The sequence below is a fragment of the Candidatus Nitrosotenuis chungbukensis genome (assembly GCF_000685395.1).
In the GTDB taxonomy this organism is placed as follows: domain Archaea; phylum Thermoproteota; class Nitrososphaeria; order Nitrososphaerales; family Nitrosopumilaceae; genus Nitrosotenuis; species Nitrosotenuis chungbukensis.
The window spans coordinates 142,322-160,439 of the sequence record NZ_AVSQ01000017.1 but is presented as its reverse complement, the minus strand read 5'-3'; the positions used below and the strand labels follow the sequence as shown (position 1 = coordinate 160,439).

19 protein-coding genes are annotated in these 18,118 nt (G+C 43.1%); 12 read left to right on the top strand and 7 right to left on the bottom strand.

From position 1 onward, the window contains the following. Positions 1 to 520 precede the first annotated feature (520 nt). Positions 521 to 1,519 carry a ketol-acid reductoisomerase gene (gene ilvC / locus NKMY2_RS07620; protein WP_042686653.1) on the top strand — a complete coding sequence of 333 codons (999 nt, stop codon included), beginning with the start codon at positions 521 to 523 and terminating at the stop codon, positions 1,517 to 1,519. Here the strand turns inward: ilvC and NKMY2_RS07615 are convergent, their stop codons facing one another. Together NKMY2_RS07615 and NKMY2_RS07610 are read right to left on the bottom strand one after the other, a co-directional pair. Beyond that, positions 1,520 to 1,942, bottom strand: a complete 423-nt coding sequence (locus tag NKMY2_RS07615; protein ID WP_042686651.1) for a cobalamin B12-binding domain-containing protein — start codon at positions 1,940 to 1,942, stop codon at positions 1,520 to 1,522. It abuts the gene before it with no gap. A gap of 33 nt (positions 1,943 to 1,975) precedes the next feature. Further along, on the bottom strand, positions 1,976 to 2,317 hold the full coding sequence (locus NKMY2_RS07610; RefSeq protein WP_042686649.1) for a P-II family nitrogen regulator: 342 nt from the start codon (positions 2,315 to 2,317) through the stop codon (positions 1,976 to 1,978). A 99-nt stretch (positions 2,318 to 2,416) separates the two neighbouring features. Between NKMY2_RS07610 and NKMY2_RS07605 the strand changes: the two genes are divergently transcribed. The 5 genes from NKMY2_RS07605 (at position 2,417) to mce (ending at position 8,299) form a co-directional block, all read left to right on the top strand. Beyond that, the gene (locus NKMY2_RS07605; protein ID WP_042686764.1) at positions 2,417 to 4,906 is read left to right on the top strand and encodes a M1 family metallopeptidase; all 2,490 of its coding nucleotides are present in this window, start codon (positions 2,417 to 2,419) and stop codon (positions 4,904 to 4,906) included. A gap of 5 nt (positions 4,907 to 4,911) precedes the next feature. Further along, positions 4,912 to 5,319 (top strand): hypothetical protein, encoded by a 408-nt coding sequence (locus NKMY2_RS07600; protein ID WP_052347605.1) that lies wholly within the window; start codon positions 4,912 to 4,914, stop codon positions 5,317 to 5,319. A gap of 68 nt (positions 5,320 to 5,387) precedes the next feature. Beyond that, positions 5,388 to 6,308, top strand: a complete 921-nt coding sequence (gene meaB / locus NKMY2_RS07595) for a methylmalonyl Co-A mutase-associated GTPase MeaB (protein ID WP_042686760.1) — start codon at positions 5,388 to 5,390, stop codon at positions 6,306 to 6,308. 5 nt (positions 6,309 to 6,313) lie between these two features. Next, positions 6,314 to 7,897 carry an acyl-CoA mutase large subunit family protein gene (locus NKMY2_RS07590; RefSeq protein ID WP_042686647.1) on the top strand — a complete coding sequence of 528 codons (1,584 nt, stop codon included), beginning with the start codon at positions 6,314 to 6,316 and terminating at the stop codon, positions 7,895 to 7,897. After that, a complete protein-coding gene (gene mce, locus NKMY2_RS07585) occupies positions 7,898 to 8,299 on the top strand; it encodes a methylmalonyl-CoA epimerase (RefSeq protein ID WP_042686645.1) in 402 nt (133 codons plus the stop codon). It abuts the gene before it with no gap. A 47-nt stretch (positions 8,300 to 8,346) separates the two neighbouring features. Here the strand turns inward: mce and NKMY2_RS07580 are convergent, their stop codons facing one another. Next, a complete protein-coding gene (locus NKMY2_RS07580; RefSeq protein ID WP_042686644.1) occupies positions 8,347 to 8,775 on the bottom strand; it encodes a universal stress protein in 429 nt (142 codons plus the stop codon). Between the two features lie 338 nt (positions 8,776 to 9,113). Between NKMY2_RS07580 and NKMY2_RS07575 the strand changes: the two genes are divergently transcribed. Next, a complete protein-coding gene (locus NKMY2_RS07575; RefSeq protein WP_042686643.1) occupies positions 9,114 to 9,395 on the top strand; it encodes a hypothetical protein in 282 nt (93 codons plus the stop codon). Positions 9,396 to 9,428: 33 nt separating this feature from the next. On the opposite strand, the gene NKMY2_RS07570 is transcribed toward NKMY2_RS07575, so the two are convergent. Continuing rightward, a complete protein-coding gene (locus NKMY2_RS07570; RefSeq protein ID WP_042686642.1) occupies positions 9,429 to 9,752 on the bottom strand; it encodes a hypothetical protein in 324 nt (107 codons plus the stop codon). A gap of 341 nt (positions 9,753 to 10,093) precedes the next feature. Here NKMY2_RS07570 and NKMY2_RS07560 point away from each other — a divergent pair, with 341 nt between their 5' ends. Further along, entirely contained in the window at positions 10,094 to 10,618 is a 525-nt protein-coding gene (locus NKMY2_RS07560; RefSeq protein WP_042686639.1) for a hypothetical protein, read from the top strand. Positions 10,619 to 10,744: 126 nt separating this feature from the next. Next, positions 10,745 to 11,224, top strand: coding sequence for a hypothetical protein (locus NKMY2_RS10785; RefSeq protein WP_157832491.1), 480 nt, complete (start codon positions 10,745 to 10,747; stop codon positions 11,222 to 11,224). Positions 11,225 to 11,238: 14 nt separating this feature from the next. Here the strand turns inward: NKMY2_RS10785 and NKMY2_RS07545 are convergent, their stop codons facing one another. Continuing rightward, complete coding sequence (locus tag NKMY2_RS07545) at positions 11,239 to 11,796, bottom strand: CBS domain-containing protein (RefSeq protein WP_042686633.1); 558 nt, start codon at positions 11,794 to 11,796, stop codon at positions 11,239 to 11,241. A gap of 88 nt (positions 11,797 to 11,884) precedes the next feature. Then, on the bottom strand, positions 11,885 to 13,177 hold the full coding sequence (gene egtB / locus NKMY2_RS07540) for an ergothioneine biosynthesis protein EgtB (RefSeq protein ID WP_042686631.1): 1,293 nt from the start codon (positions 13,175 to 13,177) through the stop codon (positions 11,885 to 11,887). A 178-nt stretch (positions 13,178 to 13,355) separates the two neighbouring features. Between egtB and egtD the strand changes: the two genes are divergently transcribed. From egtD to NKMY2_RS07525, 3 genes are all read left to right on the top strand, one after another. After that, a complete protein-coding gene (egtD, locus tag NKMY2_RS07535) occupies positions 13,356 to 14,375 on the top strand; it encodes an L-histidine N(alpha)-methyltransferase (RefSeq protein WP_076613414.1) in 1,020 nt (339 codons plus the stop codon). 96 nt (positions 14,376 to 14,471) lie between these two features. Further along, on the top strand, positions 14,472 to 14,753 hold the full coding sequence (locus NKMY2_RS07530) for a DUF427 domain-containing protein (RefSeq protein ID WP_042686629.1): 282 nt from the start codon (positions 14,472 to 14,474) through the stop codon (positions 14,751 to 14,753). 262 nt (positions 14,754 to 15,015) lie between these two features. Beyond that, a complete protein-coding gene (locus tag NKMY2_RS07525; RefSeq protein WP_042686627.1) occupies positions 15,016 to 15,405 on the top strand; it encodes a response regulator in 390 nt (129 codons plus the stop codon). Here the strand turns inward: NKMY2_RS07525 and ppdK are convergent. Then, positions 15,394 to 18,111, bottom strand: coding sequence for a pyruvate, phosphate dikinase (ppdK, locus tag NKMY2_RS07520; RefSeq protein WP_042686626.1), 2,718 nt, complete (start codon positions 18,109 to 18,111; stop codon positions 15,394 to 15,396). The genes NKMY2_RS07525 and ppdK overlap by 12 nt on opposite strands. Positions 18,112 to 18,118 lie beyond the last annotated feature (7 nt).

Here is an 18,118-nt window from a genome sequence, read left to right as displayed (position 1 = left end):
ATTTTTGTCGTCAACTCGACATGATCCGTTTTTCCCTGCTCTAGCATCAGCCACCCAATTTCAGAATGCCACTCTACGGCATTTTGAGCATTATCTGTAATGCCATACGCTAACGATGTATTAACGAACATGACAGCTGCAAGCGATGCAGCCGTGACCCCAAACGCCTTCATTACGGACTGAGATAGCTAAAACTATTTATGAATATCTGCTCGTTTTAGTCAGACAATTGTCAAATTGATCCTTGTTCGGTGTTTTCATCTTGCTTACAAAGGCAAAGCCTGACAAATTAATCAAAAAGCCTCAACGACAATTCGTGCAAAAATAAGCAGACAAGATCCTATAATTATCAGTCCGTCTATTCTTTTTCATGAAAGGCCTCAGAGCGTGTCCTATTTGCCCAAAATGCGGCTCAAAAAAGTTTGAACGACTAGTCGGAGAAGACGTGCAGGTAAGATGCCTTGGATGCAACAAGGTTATTTCGATTTAGTTTTTATTTCGAGTGTTTTTAGGTCTAGATATGGCAAAAACATGGAAGGATTCAGATATCAATTTAGATCCTATAAAAAATCAAACAATTGCAGTAATCGGCTACGGCATTCAAGGCGATGCCCAGGCAAATAACCTCAAAGACTCTGGATTAAAGGTAATAGTCGGGCTAAAGGAAGGCAGCCCGACTTGGAACAAGGCCAAAAATGACGGCCACCAAGTAATGTCAGTCGCGGAGGCTACAAAAAAAGCAGACATTGTTCACGTCCTGATTCCTGACATGATTCAGGCCAAAGTTTACAGAGATGAGATTGAACCAAACCTTTCGGCAGGAAAGGCATTATCGTTTTCACACGCAGCTGCAATCCACTGGGAGTGGATAAAAGCACCAGATAACGTGGACATCATCATGGTTGCACCAAAGGGCCCCGGCTCAAAGGTCCGCGAAACATATCTTGATGGATTTGGAACTCCTGCAATTGTCGCAGTGTACCAGGACAAAACAGGCTCCGCATGGAACAGAACACTTGGATTGGCAAAAGGAATCGGCTCTGCAAGAGCTGGATTGATCCAGACGACATTCAAAGAAGAGGTGGAGACTGACTGGTTTGGGGAGCAGGCTGATCTCTGCGGAGGATGTGCATCGATGGTTACAAACGCATTTGAGACGCTAGTAGAAGCAGGATACCAGCCAGAAATCGCATACTTTGAGGTACTGCACGAACTAAAACTAATTGTAGACATGATCCAGCGATACGGAATCAACGGCATGTGGAGACGTGTCAGCGAGACTGCAAGATATGGCGGACTGACAAGAGGCCCGATGGTCATGGACAAAGACGTCAAGGCAAAGATGAAAAAAGTCCTAGACATGATTCAGGACGGAACGTTCAACGAGGAATGGATCTCAGAATACCACAAGAACGGCAAGAACGCATTTGACAGATACATGAAACAACTTGACTCGCACCAAATAGAACAAGTCGGCAAAAAGATGCGACAAATGATGTGGCCTGACTCTAAAGAATAATCACAGCTTTCTTAGTTTTGCAACGCCTGCATTGATGTGATCAATTATTGTAGCTAGTGGCGTTCCAGGACCAAACACGCCTGAGACTCCTGATTTTTCCAGTCCCTGTCTGTCCTCTTCTGGGATTACCCCTCCACCCAATACGAGCACGTCCTTGATTCCCTTTTTGTGCAATTCCTTGACAACCCTTGGGAACAGCGTATTATGAGCACCGTTTAGAAGGCTTAGGGCCACTGCGTCAACGTCCTCATCCTCTGCAATCTGTGCAACGCGTTCAGGCGTGGCAAAAAGACCAGAATAAATGACCTCCATTCCTGCGTCTCTAAACGCCCTGCACAGAACTAGCGCACCCCTATCGTGCCCGTCAAGGCCTAGCTTGGCAACTAAAATCTTGATTCTCCTTGGCGCTAGTTTCTGCTTCATTGATTGGTTAACGTAGGTGTGTATTTTAAAACTTTATACTGCCTGCTCGTTTGTCTTGCCGTTTTTTATTTTGATTAGATGCGCTAGCGGATACACATAGACTATGCCGTCTCCGACCTGACCCGTTCTTGCTCCCTTGGATATTGCCTCGGTTATGGCGTCTTTGTCCTTGTCCCTGCAAATTATTTCTATTTTCGTTTTAGGAATTAGCGCACTTGTCTTGAATGTTCCCGGCCTTCCGCCAGATGTCTGCCCGTGAGACAGTCCTGACATTTCAACTTTAAATGTGGAAAACGCCGTAATCCCAATCTGCTCCAGCTCGTTTTTTACTTGCTGCAGTTTGGTGCTTCTGATTACTGCCTCGATTTTTAGCATGTGATATGTAATTTTCAGATCATACTAATTAAAACTGATCCTGTTCTCGGGAAAAAATCAATCCTAAATATACATAAAGGCAGTCAATTTACCAAACTCATGCAGGTATCCCCAGTACACTATGACCTGACATTTGAGCCAAACCTTGACGACTTTACGTTTTCTGGAAAAGAAATAATCGATGTCAAAATATCAAAACCTACAAATACAATTTTACTTGATTCAGCGGAGCTCAAAATAAAATCCTGCCACGTAATATCAAACAACCAAAAATTCAGCGCAAAAACAAGGCTGGATGAAAAAAACGAATCCCTCACAATCCTAATTCCAAAGAAAATCTCAGGTGCTGCAAGAATCTTTATCGATTACACTGGAATCCTAAATGACAGGCTTGTCGGCTTTTATCGAAGCCAGTACAAGGACAAAAGCGGAAACACCAAGTACTTGGCCACGACCCAGTTTGAGGCAGCAGACGCGCGACGCGCGTTTCCTTGCTGGGATGAGCCTGCGGCAAAGGCAACATTTGGGATAACACTGGTCACAGAAAAAAACTACACCGCAGTCTCCAACATGAATATCATATCAAAGAAAACACTGGGCAAAAAAACAGCCTATGCGTTTGCAAAAACACCCGTCATGTCAACATACCTCCTGTATCTCGGAGTGGGAGAATTCGAATACCTCTCAAGCAAGCAAGGCAAGGTCCAATATAGGATAATCACGACAAAGGGCAACAGCAAAAAGGGAAAGTTTGCACTAGACCTGTGCAAAAAACTTGTCACATCGTATGAAAATTATTTTGGAATCAAATATCCGCTACCAAAGCTTGACCTGATTGCAGTGCCCGACTTTGCGTCTGGGGCAATGGAGAACTGGGGGGCAATCACGTTTCGCGAGACCATACTGCTGTATGACCCAAAGACGTCATCGACGCAAACAAAGCAATACATCGCAGAGGTGGTCTCACACGAAGTGGCACACCAGTGGTTTGGCAATCTTGTCACCATGGAGTGGTGGAACGACCTGTGGTTAAACGAATCGTTTGCGACATTTATGGCAACAAAGTTTGTTGACAAGTTCTATCCGTCGTGGAAGCTTTGGGACCAATTCCTAGAGGACACGATGAACGTTGCAATGGGGCTTGACTCACTGCATTCTTCGCATCCAATAGATGTCAAGGTAAACAAGCCTTCTGAAATCCGCGAAATCTTTGACGCGATATCCTATGACAAGGGCGGGTGCGTCCTGAGGATGCTTGAGGGCTTTGTCACGGAAAAAAACTTCCGCGCAGGCCTGAGGGTGTACCTGAAGAAGTTTTCGTACAAGAATGCAAAGGGTGATGACTTGTGGAACGAGATAGGCACGGCTGCAAGGATGCCTGTCAGAACCATGATAAATTCCTGGATAAAGCAGGTCGGATTCCCGATGGTTGATGTAAAGCGGCAAAACTCCAAACTCGTTTTGGCGCAAAAGCGATTTGTCCTAGAGCAAAAGGGAAGAGAAAAAGGACTCTGGCACATCCCCGTATCTGTCACGCAGGACAGGACAACAAGAAACAAGCTTGTGACAAAACAATGTGATGTCATCCCAGTCGGTCCCTCTGATGTTATGATAAATTCCGGAAGACATGGATTCTACAGGGTCAAGTACTCGCCTGATCTCCTCGATTACCTAAAGGGATTGGTCTTGCAAAAATCCATCTCGCATGTGGACAGGTGGGCACTACAAAACGATCTCTTCGCACTATGCGTGTCTGGGGATGACACTGCAAAAAACTATCTTGACTTTTCAAAGTCATATGAAAACGAAGACGACTATATCACACAGTCAAACGTTGCAGGAAACCTGTACGCTCTGTACAATAGAACCGTTGAAGAACGGTTCAACTATGAAATCAAGGAAATCACCCATGATTTTCTAAAAACAGTTTTTGCAAAAATTGGATGGGATGCAAAAAAAGGAGAGCCATACACAAACGCATTGCTCCGGGGATTTGTAATTGGCGCACTTGGCAAGCTTGACGATGAGGAAATAACCGTTGAAGCGCAAAAAAGATTTGCCGCATATCTGAAAAACCCCCTGTCGTTAAACCCTGACCTGCAAGACGCCGTATTTTCGGTAGTGGCGTGGAGCGGAGACTCTAAGACATATCAAAAGATGCTTGACTTGTACAAAAAAGTAAAAACCCAGGAAGAAAAGCTTCGATTCCTTGGGGCGCTTTGCAACTTTAAGGACGAAAAACTGCTGCTAAGGACGCTTAATTTCTCGCAAACAAAGGACGTCCGCTCGCAAAACATGCACGTTCCAATAATCCGCGTGGCCGGAAACCGCTATGGGAAAAAGATTTTCTGGCCGTGGCTCAAAAAGAACTGGAAGCCGTTGCACAAGAAGGTGGGCGTTGGAAGCCCTCTTCTAAACAGAATAGTTGCAAGCATATCTACAGTGGCCGACTCTTCTATGGAAAAAGAAATAAAACAATTCTTCAAGAAAAACCCGACCCCTGGAACGGAAAGAACGCTTGACCAAACCCTTGAGAGAATCCGAATTCACACAAATCTTTTGCAAAGACTGCGACTGGAATTTGCCTGATCCTGATGAACAAAAAAACCACACTTGCAGTAGTTTTTACAATTATCGCATTTGGGATTGTGCTCTCCGTCGTACAAAACATGCAGAACTCTGAAAAGTATTCCGGAGTATTTTACCTTGATGCGACATTTTACAATGACAAAAAATATGTTGAGATAAAATTCGATGACTTGACACAAAAAACCACGTCCTCTGTTTTGGAAATTCAAGGAATGGAGACAAGCTTTCAAAAGACTTTTGCCGGATCTAACTTTACAATCCAGGTTCCATTTGACAGTGTTCCAAAGTATGGCTGGAAGACGATGCCTGTTACGCTGATAGTGGAGCATTCCGAATTTGGCAAGGTTGGAGTAAAGGTAGACATTCATGATTTCGGTGAGCCGTCAGGCAACCTGATATTTAGTGAACCATGATTGTGTAGTATGGTGCAATGTAGATTGCTTATTGCAACAAGAATTTATTGCAGAATAAAGGCTTGATTTTGTTGGAACTTTTATCTGATCTAAAAAAAGGCAAGCGGGGCGCGATTGCAAAGGCAATATCGATAATAGAAAATGACGAAAAAGAGGCACGAAAACTAGTCAAGAAAATATTCAAACAGTCAGGACATTCAACCATAATTGGCATCACCGGCCCTGCAGGCGCAGGAAAAAGCTCGCTTATCAACAAGACATCCATTGCATTAAAAAAACTAAAACTAAAACCGGCAGTACTTGCAATCGACCCAACAAGCCACGTGACAGGCGGCGCTATTCTGGGCGACAGGGTCAGGATGACTGAATCAACTGACTCTGGAACGTACATTCGAAGCATAGCGTCCCGTGGGGCAACAGGCGCAGTATCTCACTCCATTCGAAACAGCATCAGGGTTCTGGAATATGCCGGATTCAATCCGATAATAATCGAAAGCGTAGGCGCCGGCCAAACCGAAGTGGAAATTGCAAACATTGCAGACATCACAGTAGTGGTGTTTAATCCAAACACCGGGGACAGCATCCAGACAATAAAGGCAGGATTAACGGAAATTGGCGACATCTATTTGGTAAACAAGTCAGACCTTGACGGCGCATCCCAGCTATACCAAGCTGTACTTGAGTTCATCGGCATGACTGAACGAAACCCAGTCGTACTTCAGACGTCAACTACGAAAAACAAGGGAATTGACGAATTTGCAAAAAAACTAAAGGATCTGATGGCTGATAAGAAAAAATCCAAAAAAGAACACGACGTGGCGCGACTTGAAATTGAGCTAAAGGATATTATTTTAAATAATGTACGGCACAAACTTGATTCGGTCTTGGAATCTGACAAAAATTATTCAAAATACCTAAAAAAACTCCAATTAAGACAAATCGACCCGTTCGAGGCAGCAGACAAGATATCTAGCTCAATACTAAAGTGATACACATGGAAAAAAAAGAGAAAAAACCAGAAATTCTAACCGATTCTAACTTCCCAGTAAAGCGCGTTTATCATCAGACTAAAAAACTAGCAAAAGAAGAGCCCGGCAAGTATCCATACACCCGGGGAATCCACTCAGAGATGTACCGGGAAAGACTGTGGACCATGCGCCAGTATTCGGGGTTTGGCGACGCAAAGCAAACCAACGAGCGATTCAAGTTCATGCTTGAAAAAGGACAAACAGGGCTATCTATGGCATTTGACCTGCCAACGCAGATAGGCCACGACCCGGATTCGCAGCAAGCCGAAGGTGAGGTTGGCAAAGTCGGCGTGTCAATTGCGTCCCTCAAAGACATGATGACTGCATTTGACGGAATACCGCTGGGCAAAGTAAGCACGTCTATGACAATTAATTCTACGGCATCTACGCTTCTGGCCTACTATATCGCGGTAGGCGAGTCCCAGGGATTCAAAAGCGTGGATCTTAGGGGAACGACCCAAAACGACATTCTCAAAGAATACATTGCAAGAAACACCTACATCTATCCGCCAATCCCGTCAATGAGACTGATCGGCGACATGATTGCATACTGTGCAAAGCACGTTCCGCAATGGTACCCGATTTCAATATCTGGATACCACATGAGGGAGGCAGGATCTACTGCAACGCAGGAAGTCGCATTTACTATTGCAAACGCAATTGCGTACATTCAGACCTGTCTTGACAGGGGACTGAAGATTGATGACTTTGCGCCACGACTGTCGTTCTTTTTCTGCTGTACCATAGAATTCTTTGAGGAGATTGCCAAGTTCAGAGTGGCAAGGAAAGTCTATGCAAAAATTCTAAAAGAAAAGTTCCACGCAAAGGATCCCAAGTCAATCCAGCTAAAATTCCACACCCAGACAAGCGGCGAATCGCTAACTGCACAACAGCCAGACAACAACATCGTCCGAGTGTCGATACAGACGATGGCAGCAGTGCTGGGTGGAACCCAATCGCTTCACACCAATTCCCGTGATGAGGCACTTGCATTGCCAACTGCAGAGTCTGCCAAAATTGCGCTTAGAACACAGCAAATTGTCGCATACGAGTCAGGCGTTACAAAAACCGTTGACCCGCTTGCCGGCTCTCATTACCTGGAATATCTGTGCGACGAGATAGAGGCTGGCGTCTGGAAATACCTAAAGCAGGTTGAAAAAATGGGCGGCGCGCTAAAGGCAATCGAAAAGGGATTCTTCCAGTCAGAAATCAGGCAAAACGCTTACCGGCTCAAAAAAGAGGTTGACTCTAGCCAGAGGGTCCTAGTCGGCGTAAACAAGTTTTCAGAGGAGGCAAAGTCAAAGCAGGACCTTTTGCGAATCGACGACACTGTGGAAATAAAGCAAAAACAGGCGCTAAAGAAATTGCGCTCAGAGCGTGACAACAAAAAAGTTGAGCAGGCCTTGTCAAAAATGAAATCAGCTGCAGAAAAAGACGAGAACCTGATGCCGTTCATTTTGGATTCTGTAAAATCATACGCCACAACTGGCGAAATAAGCAATACATTCCGTGAGGTGTTTGGAGTGTATCGTCCAAAGGAAGTGTTCTAGTTGAAAATTGATCACATTGCCATTGCGGTAAATGACGTAGAGTCTGCAGCAAAACAGTACCAGCAGGCACTTGGAGTTGACAATGTAGTCTTTGAGACCGTGGAATCAGAAGGAGTAAAGCTTGCCATATTGAAACTAGAAAATGGAAGAATCGAACTGATGGAACCGACCCGTGATGACTCGCCGATTAGAAAGTTTTTGGACAAAAAAGGCGAAGGACTACACCACATGGCACTTGCAACTGATGACATAGAAAACGAATTTCAAAGAATGGAAGGGTGCGGAGTCCAGTTCTTGGGAAAAATTCGCAACGGCTCTGAGGGAACAAAAATCGCGTTCATTCACCCAAAATCACTTTTCGGCGTTCTGGCAGAGCTCTGCTCGCATCCAAAAAGCCACTAAAGCCTAGTCGAAATATAAAAAACGGAATTGGTAAATTACAAAATAATTTACTTTACCACAACAACTGGAACGTTTGTTTTGTGCAGTACGTGATTTGATGTGCTTCCTAGGAAGATCTCTTTTGCCGCACCTCTTCCCCTGGAGCCGATTACTACCAAATCAAAGTGTCCCGTGTTTGCGGTTCTGACGATTTTGTCTCCGGGATCGCCCGTTTCTATTTTTGGCTTGAATGCAACTCCGTGCCTTGTAGCTATTTTTGTGGCCTCGTCAATTATTGATTCTGCATATCTGATCTCTTTTTTTCTCGTCTCTGGACTGATTCTGATTGCAGCGGCCGCTGGGATGTTGACCACATACAAGCCTGTAATCTCTGCATCAAACTGCTTTGCAAACATGATTGCGTTTTGCAAACCTCTCAGTGAATTTGTTGATCCGTCAAGAGGGGCCAGAATTTTGTTGATTTTTTTAGCAACCATGTATGGTTAGGACCTAAATCAAGTTATAATTAGTTTGCAAATTATCATGGCTGAGAATAACTGCTGTGAATTGAAATTATTTGTAATTGATACTGCAGAAAAATAATTCATAGGATCAGGATGCCTGCCAAAAATAATCTCTCTTTCTTCCTAATCTGGATTCTTGACTTTGTAATTTTTTATAAAATTATTATGGCTATTTTATAATTGAACTCAGTTGACAATCAAAGAATTGGTAGATTTGATAAATCTAAGTTGGTTTGCATAAAACCAAATATGATTCTTAATCTTGAATATTGTGTTACCATGATATATAATTAAATTCTGAAGAACTATCAATGGTAAGCCAAACTACCGTATTCATCACTCTACTGATTGGTTTTGCTGTAACGATAATGGGCGTGTTTGTCTGGCCGTTCTGGAATCTAATTCCTGAATACGTAACTGAAGAAGTCAAGGTAGTATACGTAGATGATCAAGGCAGGTGCGTTGTACAAACAATGCCGGATAACTTCCTTATACCAATTGGAAAATGTAACGCAAATCCGGGCGATGTGATATCTGCAGAATATGATGTCAAAGTCAAAGAAAGAATGATACAGTCAATCAGACGACTGTGATTTTTTTATTTTTTTAAGCATAAAAAAACAAGCTCAGGGTGTAACCAAATCTACTTTTTCCTGAACTTTTTGGAAATATCCGCTTTGGTAGATGGCCGGTACGTTGTAGGAGAATTCAATCACATCTCCAGACTTTGCGCTGCATGGGCTCACAGTTATCGGGTATCCGAAACTAGAGTCAACTACACAGCCTGCCTCTACGTTTGCAATGACCACGGCATTTTCGGTAACACTGACTGGAAACCAATATCCTATTGGATATATCGTAGTCAGTATGAGGACTGAAAGCACTGTCAGCGCCAGCCCTGTATACCAAATCCATGGTGTTTTTGTGTCTTTTTGTATTTGTTCTTGCATGTTAGCTCGATTAGTATGTGGTCGAAATTGCATATAATCAACAGGAATCTAGTGCAAGCGTTTGCAATTTAGCTTCTACTTCTTGGCTTTGTGCGCATGATGGTCCTGCAACAGGGGCATCTTGTTTCCTGCCAGTTCAAAAATAAGCCGCAATGTGAGCATCTCTTTTGCCCGCTTTGGTATTTCCTACCGTTTTCTGTCCCCTGGCTTTTGTACCGTATGCAGATCCCCTTGCATGAAAATGCCATGCTTGATGTTGTACTGATGGAAGATTAAACAAGGACGAATGCTTTGCACTCAATTGCAGTTAAACTGATAAGATACAGTGCCTGCACCAATACGTGAGCGGTAAAAAGACATCCAGTATTACTTTTAGAATAGACGAAAAGTATGACAAGATTTTACGAAAATTGGCCGAAGAAAAACGAGTCAGTCTAAACACCCTGGCAAACCAGATTTTTGGCAATTTCACCGAATTTGATTTCTATACTCGGAAATTTGGAACCTTGCTGATGAGCAATGATACTTTTAGAAGAATACTGTCTGTGATTCCGGAAAAAGACCTGATCCTGACTGCTTCGAACTGTGGAAGCGAGGAGGCAAAGGAGTTCATTTTGTTCAAGTGGAAGGAACTGAACCTGAGTAATGTTCTTGATTTTATTCGAATGTATTTTGATTATTGCGGCTATGGGCGATGCGATATAGAAACAACGGAAAGCAAATACAAGATAAGCGTTCATCACGACTTTGGGGCAAAAGGCTCTACATTCCTAAAACACTTTTTGGAGGGATTGATAATGTCTGCGTTGAACAAGACCTGTAAGACAATCACTACAAAAGACAGCGTGTCATTGAGCTTTTCTTAATCAGTTTATTGAGAACCAGTACTTGAAGCTGGGATCGGTATTTTTAATTTGTTTTTTAGAAAAGATTTTGTGGAAAAATGTCTCTCCTTTAGCAAGTGTTTTATCTCAGCTTTATACTGTTCTTGTGTGACATTTTGCCCTTCTTGTGGGAAAGAGTTTGCGGCAGATGAGAATTTCTGCTCAGGATGCGGCAAGCCCAGATTCTCACAAACTCTGAAGACTGGAACCCCTACTGGCATAATCGTACTTGGAATGCTCCAAATAATTTTAGGAATAATCCTAGCCGTCTTTGCCGTAATGGTTATGGTGATGTCAAGTATGATGGGAAATTATTCGTATTTTGGTGATATGACGTCGATAATAGGAGGTGCGGTTACCGTAGTACTGATGGTGCTTGCGGCATTTTCGTTTTTGATTGCAAGTGCCTTGTTTTCAGGCAAAAAATGGGGGCGAACAATAGTAATTGTGTTTTCTATAGTAAACCTAGTAATGGATGCTGCATCCATGATGGTGGGCAACGTGTTTGGAATCGGCGGAATGATCCTAAACGGAATTGTCTTGTACTATATGTGGCGACCGCATGTGATTGCATATTTTAGCAAATAATTTCATACTTGATGTCATTCTAACATCTTTAGCGTATCGGATGCGGTGATTATTCCGACTATTTTTCCCGCCTTTGCCACAAGAATGCATTTTGAGTATCTGATGAGCGGAACTAGCGTTTTAGCTGGGGTCTGCTGATCAACTATTGGCGGTCGCGCCTCCATCACATCTGCAAGCCTTATCTTTTTCCACGATGACTCGTCACTGTCTGCCAGGTGTTTTACTACTCCGTCTTCTGTTATTATCCCAACTGGCTCGGTTTTGTTGAAAATCGGAATCTGACTAATTGACATTTTTTGCATCTTTGTTATGGCATCGTGCAGCGAATCTGTGGGTTTTAGTTTGACTATTTCTTTACTGCATATGTCCCCTGCCTTGTTTGGGTCTGCCCTTCCCTCAAGTGTTGCCAAACTGTCGAACATTCTCTTTGCAGTCTCATAGCTTGGCTGGCTCCGCCCAGACTCTATCTGGTTTATCATAGATGTGCTGACCCCCGTCATCCTTGCAAGCTCTTTTTGGGTTATTCCAAGCTTGGTTCGCTGTTGCTTGATGTTGTCTAGGCGCGGTAACATGACATGTGTAATCTGGGATGTGCTATGAATTTTACTCAAATCTTGCAACAATTTGCTGTGACTGCGTATGTTCCGTCCTTTCTGCCTTCTAAATGTCTTCGACACATCTAAAGCCTGAAAACATCCATCTTTCATCTAGGCGAAAGAAATTCCTGTAGCTTGCACGGATTGATCTTTTCGGAGTAGCAAAGGAACCACCACGTAGAACTTTTTGGTTTGTAAACCACTTGTCGTTATACTCTTGGAATCCGGACTTGAATCCCGGATATCCTACAAATTCAGACGATGTCCACTCCCATACGTCTCCGATCATCTGATAGCATCCGTAATGACTCCTTCCCATCGGATAGGAGCCTATCTCGCTTGCACTCCACATGTGTGATTCCAATAGATTTGCATGTTCGACAGTGGGCCTGTCGTTTCCCCACGGGAAAACCGTCTTTGCCTTTTTTTCTTCGTTCCAACAAGCCGCCTTTTCCCACTCTGCTTCCGTTGGGAGTCTTTTTCCAGCCCACTTGCAATATGCGTCAGATTCGTAAAAGCTAACGTTGCAAACAGGCTCGTTTGGATTTATTTTCCGCATTCCTATGAAGTCGATCACGTGCCACGCATCATCGATTTTTTGCCAGTACATTGGCGCCTTCCAGTTGTTTTGCTTGACTGTCTTCCATCCATCCGAAAGCCAGTATTTGTATTCAGAATATCCTCCCGACTCGACAAATTCAAGATATTGGCCTGCAGTAACAGGGTGCGAGTCAATTTTAAAATCCTTCAGGTACACTTTGTGCTCTGGCATCTCTACGTCATAGCAAAAGTCTTTTCCCCCATATCCTAAATCGTATAATCCGCCGTCGACGCGGATCTGTTCCTGTCTTGTGTGCTCTTTTTTTGGAGGATGGTTTTTTGTTTTAGGTTTGTACTGGTCTGCAAGGATGTGCTGTAAATCGTACACCAAAAGCTCCTGATGCTGGTATTCGTGATTAATTCCAAGCTCAAAACGCTTTCGGTCCTCCTCTGAGAGCGTGTTTCTTTGAATTAAATCGGTAATCCTCTTGGTGATTATTTCGTAATATTCTAAAATTTGTTTTACTGTTGGCCTTGAGACTGTGCCCCTGCTTGCCTTGTCCATCTGCTCGCCAAATCTGTTGTAATACGAGTTAAGATAGCGCAAAAATTCTTCTGAATAATACTCGTATTTCTCGTCTGCCTGCTTTAGGAGCATCTCGAAAAGCCAGCTAACGTGGCCCAGGTGCCATTTTGGAGGGCTTACATATGGCGCCGTTTGAACAACAAAGTCGTCATACTCTAATGTTTCTACCAAATCCAATGTGTGCTTTCGCATTTCTCTAAATTCGTCAACAAGTGAAACAGTGGATAGCATTTTTGTGTAATTTCTTCACGCTCTAATCATTTATTCTTATCCTTGACCCTACAAATCAATTTCAAAAACGTGATGACTTGACATGTTTGTTGGTGTGATCATCAATTTACAAACGAGTTCTGATGCGAAGCATTCAAAAGTCATCGTGACATGGGGTATAGCAATAGAATCATTGAACATGAAAGACACGATTAGCATTAATTCCAATAGTTATGAGAAAAAGTCTGTTGGTCCAAACTGCGTTCTGATAAAATCATTAAACCCGCAGCAAGACGATTTTGCCTCTGAAATCTCATTTGGCCTCACAAGAAAGAAAAAATTTATCCCATCCAAGTACTTCTATGATGCCAACGGCTCTAGGCTTTTTGAGGAAATATGTGATCTTGACGAATACTATCTGACAAAAAAAGAGCTTGAAATACTATCTGCAATTAAATCTGAAATGCCAAAGTATTTCTCTCAACATGGCTCTGTCGTGGAGCTGGGAAGCGGCTCTTCAATTAAGACTAGGCACCTGTTTGAGTCATTGCTGGAAAATCACAGTCATGTGAAGTACTATCCTATAGACATTTCTGACATTGTACAGGAAAGCTCCGAGCGACTTCAAGATGAATTTACAAATCTTCACATCACTGGAATAATTGATCAATACGAGGCCGGGTTGCAACTACTAAAAAACCTGGATGACAAGAAAATCATTGTATTTTTTGGTTCAAGCTTTGGCAATTTTGATCACATTGCGGGGCTGGAATTTCTAAACAGCATAAGAAATTGCATGAAAAAAGATGATTTGTTCCTACTCGGAATAGACTTGGTAAAAGACGTACGGGTCCTAGAAAAGGCATACGATGATTCAAAAGGCGTCACAAAAAACTTCAATCTCAACCTGCTAGCAAGAATAAATGCCGAGCTGGGTGGCAATTTTAATTTAGAAAAATTTGAACACCGTGCGTTTTTTAATGCACAAGAAAACCGAATTGAAATGCACTTGGAATCAAAAGTTCGACAACAGGTGTATCTTGAGGGGGTGGATTTGCAAATAAAACTTGAAAAGGGAGAATCGATTCGCACCGAATACTCGCACAAATACACGTTGCGTCAGATAAAAAAGATTGCAAGCAAGAGCGGGTTTAAAATAAACAAGATCTGGCAGGACAAGCAAAAATACTTTGCATTGATCTTGTTTTCTACGCGATGACTCGGCTCTGAGTGTGAAAATTTGGCTAATTGCACTACGGTGTATCGCCAGGTTGCGAAACGATAGGGATTTACCCTTCAAATCCTAAATTGATTCATGAAGGCGGTGTGGAATGATGCGGTCCTGGCAGAGAGCGAAGATACCGTAGTTGTTGAAGGAAATCAGTACTTTCCTCACGACGCAATAAAGATGGAATTTTTTAAAAAATCCAGTACAAAGACAACCTGCAGTTGGAAGGGGGTTGCAAGCTATTATTCTGTAACCGTAAATGGAAAGACCAATCCTGACTGTGCCTGGTATTATCCTGAGCCGTCTGACGCTGCAAAACAAATTAAAAACTATGTGGCGTTTTGGAACGGCGTAAGGATTGTTAAATAACATTTCTTGCTTTGCTATACATTCTGAATGTTTGTGATTCAAACTCCGTGTAATTAGAAAAGTGAGGATACCTGAGACATGGCCGACTTGATATCCTCACTGATTTGGTGTGGTCTTAGTGGTCCTATCTCGGCATTGTTACCGACTGAACCTGAAATACAATCAACTTTTAGTAAAAAAAGGCTTGCGTAGGATTCATCAGTATGTTGTTCGAATAAAACACACTAGTCTTCAAGCATAACAAGAAATCATACTAGCTAAATTGATAATACTAGTTGCTGAAGACAACAAGTTTGTTGCAAATCAGTACAAGATAGTGCTTGAAAAAAAAGGCCACACGGTAATCACTACCCAAGACGGAGTGGAGTGCATAAAAAAATACAAAGAACAGCTCAAAAAAACAGAATTTGACTCACTTGACGAATCGCCGTTTGACCTGGTGCTCTTGGACCATAACATGCCAAAAAAGACGGGAGCAAAGGCAGCAAAGGAGATTTTGGCAAAAAACCCAAAACAAAAAATTCTATTCATTACGGGATATCAGAGATGGGCACTAGAGGATGAAACAGATGATCTTGTGGATAAGATTGCTGTTTTGGAGAAGCCCTTTACGCTATCACAACTTGAACGAAAAATAGAATCACTTGCGTGATTTTTTCTTAAGTGCCTTTTTCTTGGTCTGAGTTTTTTTCTTTTTTGGATGCCTTGGTGTGCTTTTGTCTAGGATCTCGGCTTGGGCTGCTGCGACAATTGCAATGGGGATTCTGTGCGGTGATGCGCTGACATATGATACCCCAATTCCATGGAAGAACTTGACCGAGTTTGGATCTCCGCCGTGCTCTCCGCAAACTCCGATTTCGATGTTTGGCTTTACTGTTTTTCCGTTTGCAATTGCGATTTTCACAAGGCTTCCTACTCCGTTTACGTCGATTGTCTGGAACGGATTTCTCTCAAGGACCTCTTTTTCTATATATTCTGGAAGGAACTTGCCCTCTGCATCCTCCCTTGAAAAGCTAAACACTGCCTGCGTCAGGTCGTTTGTTCCAAAGCTGAAAAACTCCGCCGTACTTGCAAGCTCATTTGATGTAAGGCAGCCCCGAACAACCTCTAGCATGGTTCCAAAGTTTATTGTGAGTTTGACTCCGTGCTTTGATTCGGATTCTGCCTTGACTCTGTCATAGATTCTCTTGATGTAGTTTAGCTCTGCAATGCTGCCTACCTGCGGGATCATGATTTGTGGGTATGCGTTTACCTTTTGCTTTGCAAGTTCTGCCGCTGCCTCGAAGACTGATCTGATCTGCATTTCATATATCTCTGGATATGTTATGCCTACTCGAACTCCCCTGTGGCCCATCATCGGGTTTATTTCTGCCAGTTCGCGTGCTCGGGCCAAAATCACCCTTGTCTCTTCAAGTTCTGGCGAATTTCCAAGTTTTTCCAATTTGTGGATTCTGTTGATCAGTTCTTCTGGGTTTGGGAGGAATTCGTGGAGTGGTGGGTCAAGCAGCCTGATTGTCACCTTGTAGCCTTCCATGGTTTTTAGAATTTGCATGAAATCGCTTTTCTGTAACTCTTGCAGTTTGAGCAAGTGTTCTTTTCTCTCCTCGACTGATTTTGCCATGATTAGTTTTACAAATAATCCTAGTCTGTCTGCTGCGTTGAACATTCTTTCTGTTCTGCACAGTCCTATCCCCTTTGCCCCGTACTTTCTTGCAAGCTGTGCGCCTTCCGGAGTGTCTGCGTTTGCGCGAATTCCGATTCTCTTTGTATTTTGCGCCCACTCGAGAACTACCCTGAAATCATTTGTGATTTGCGGCTCAATTGTTGGTACCTCTCCAAGATAGACGTCCCCGATACTTCCGTCAATTGTAATTGCATCACCGTCATGTATTACCAAATTGCCAACAGTTGCCTGCTTTGTTTCCAAGTTAATTTTCAAATCCGAGCAGCCTACGATGCATGGCTTTCCCATTCCTCGTGCTACTACTGCAGCATGTGACGTCTTTCCTCCCCTGCTTGTCAAAATTCCAACCGATGCAAAAAATGCCGGAACGTCCTCTGGCTTTGTTTCCTCTCTGACTAGGATTACCTTGGCGCCGTTCTCGCCCATTGCAACTGCGTGCTTTACGTCAAATACTGCAATGCCACTTGCCGCACCAGGAGACGCTGCAATTCCTCTGACTACTTTTTTGAATTCTTTTGCCTTTTCGTAATTGATTGTCTTGTGGAGAAGCTGCTCTAATTGATCAGGATGTAATCGTAATAATGCTCTGTCTTTGTTGATTAGTTTTTCTTTTACCATGTCTACTGATGTCTTGATCATTCCGGCGGCGTTCATCTTTGCAGACCTTGTCTGAAGCAAGTAGAACTTGCCCTGCTCTATTGTAAACTCGATGTCCTGCGGCTCTTTGTAGTGTTTTTCTAGCTTTTTGCAAGTGTCAGCCAGCAGTTTGTAGCTTTTTGTCATTTCAATCCTCATTTCGTCAACTGGCTTTGGAGTCCTGACGCCTGCTACGACGTCTTCGCCTTGCGCGTTTACCAAGTAGTCGCCAAAAATCTTGTTTGTGCCGTCGCCTGGGTTTCTAGTAAATACGACACCTGTAGCACTGTCATTTCCCATGTTCCCAAATACCATTGTGACTACATTTACTGCAGTTCCATCTGCAATGTCTCGGGTGATGTGGTTTTTTTCACGGTAAACTATCGCGCGCTCACCCATCCAGCTGTTAAAGACTGCCTTTACTGATAACTCCAATTGCTCGTCTGCACTTGTCGGGAATGGCCTTCCAGTATGTTTTTGGCAAGTCTCCTTGTACTGTGAAACAATCTGTCTTAGTGACTGTTCGTTTAGGTCGCTGTCAAGATGAACTCCTTGCTTTTTCTTTGCCTCTTCCAGGATTTCGTCAAACTTTTTGTCATTTACGCCAAACACTACTTTGCCAAATAACTGGATGAATCTGCGATACGAGTCCCATGCAAATCTCGGGTTGTTTGTCTTTTTTGCAAGCGCCTCGACTGCGGCATCGTTTAGTCCTAGGTTTAAAATGGTATCCATCATGCCCGGCATCGACAGTGCTGCACCTGAGCGGACTGATACCAGTAGTGGGTTGGTACTAGAGTTCCATTTTTTTCCAGTCTTTTTTTCCAATCTTGAAATGTTCTTTTTAATCTCTGCCCAAAGACTCTTTGGAAGGGTCTTGTTGTTTTGATAGTATAATTTGCAAACATCTGTGGTGATTGTGAATCCTGGTGGGACTGGCAGCTTTAGTCTTGTCATTTCCGCTAGGCCTGCGCCTTTTCCGCCAAGAAGTTTCTTGTTCTTGCCGTCTCCCTCGTCAAAGAAATAAACCATTTTCATTATTTTA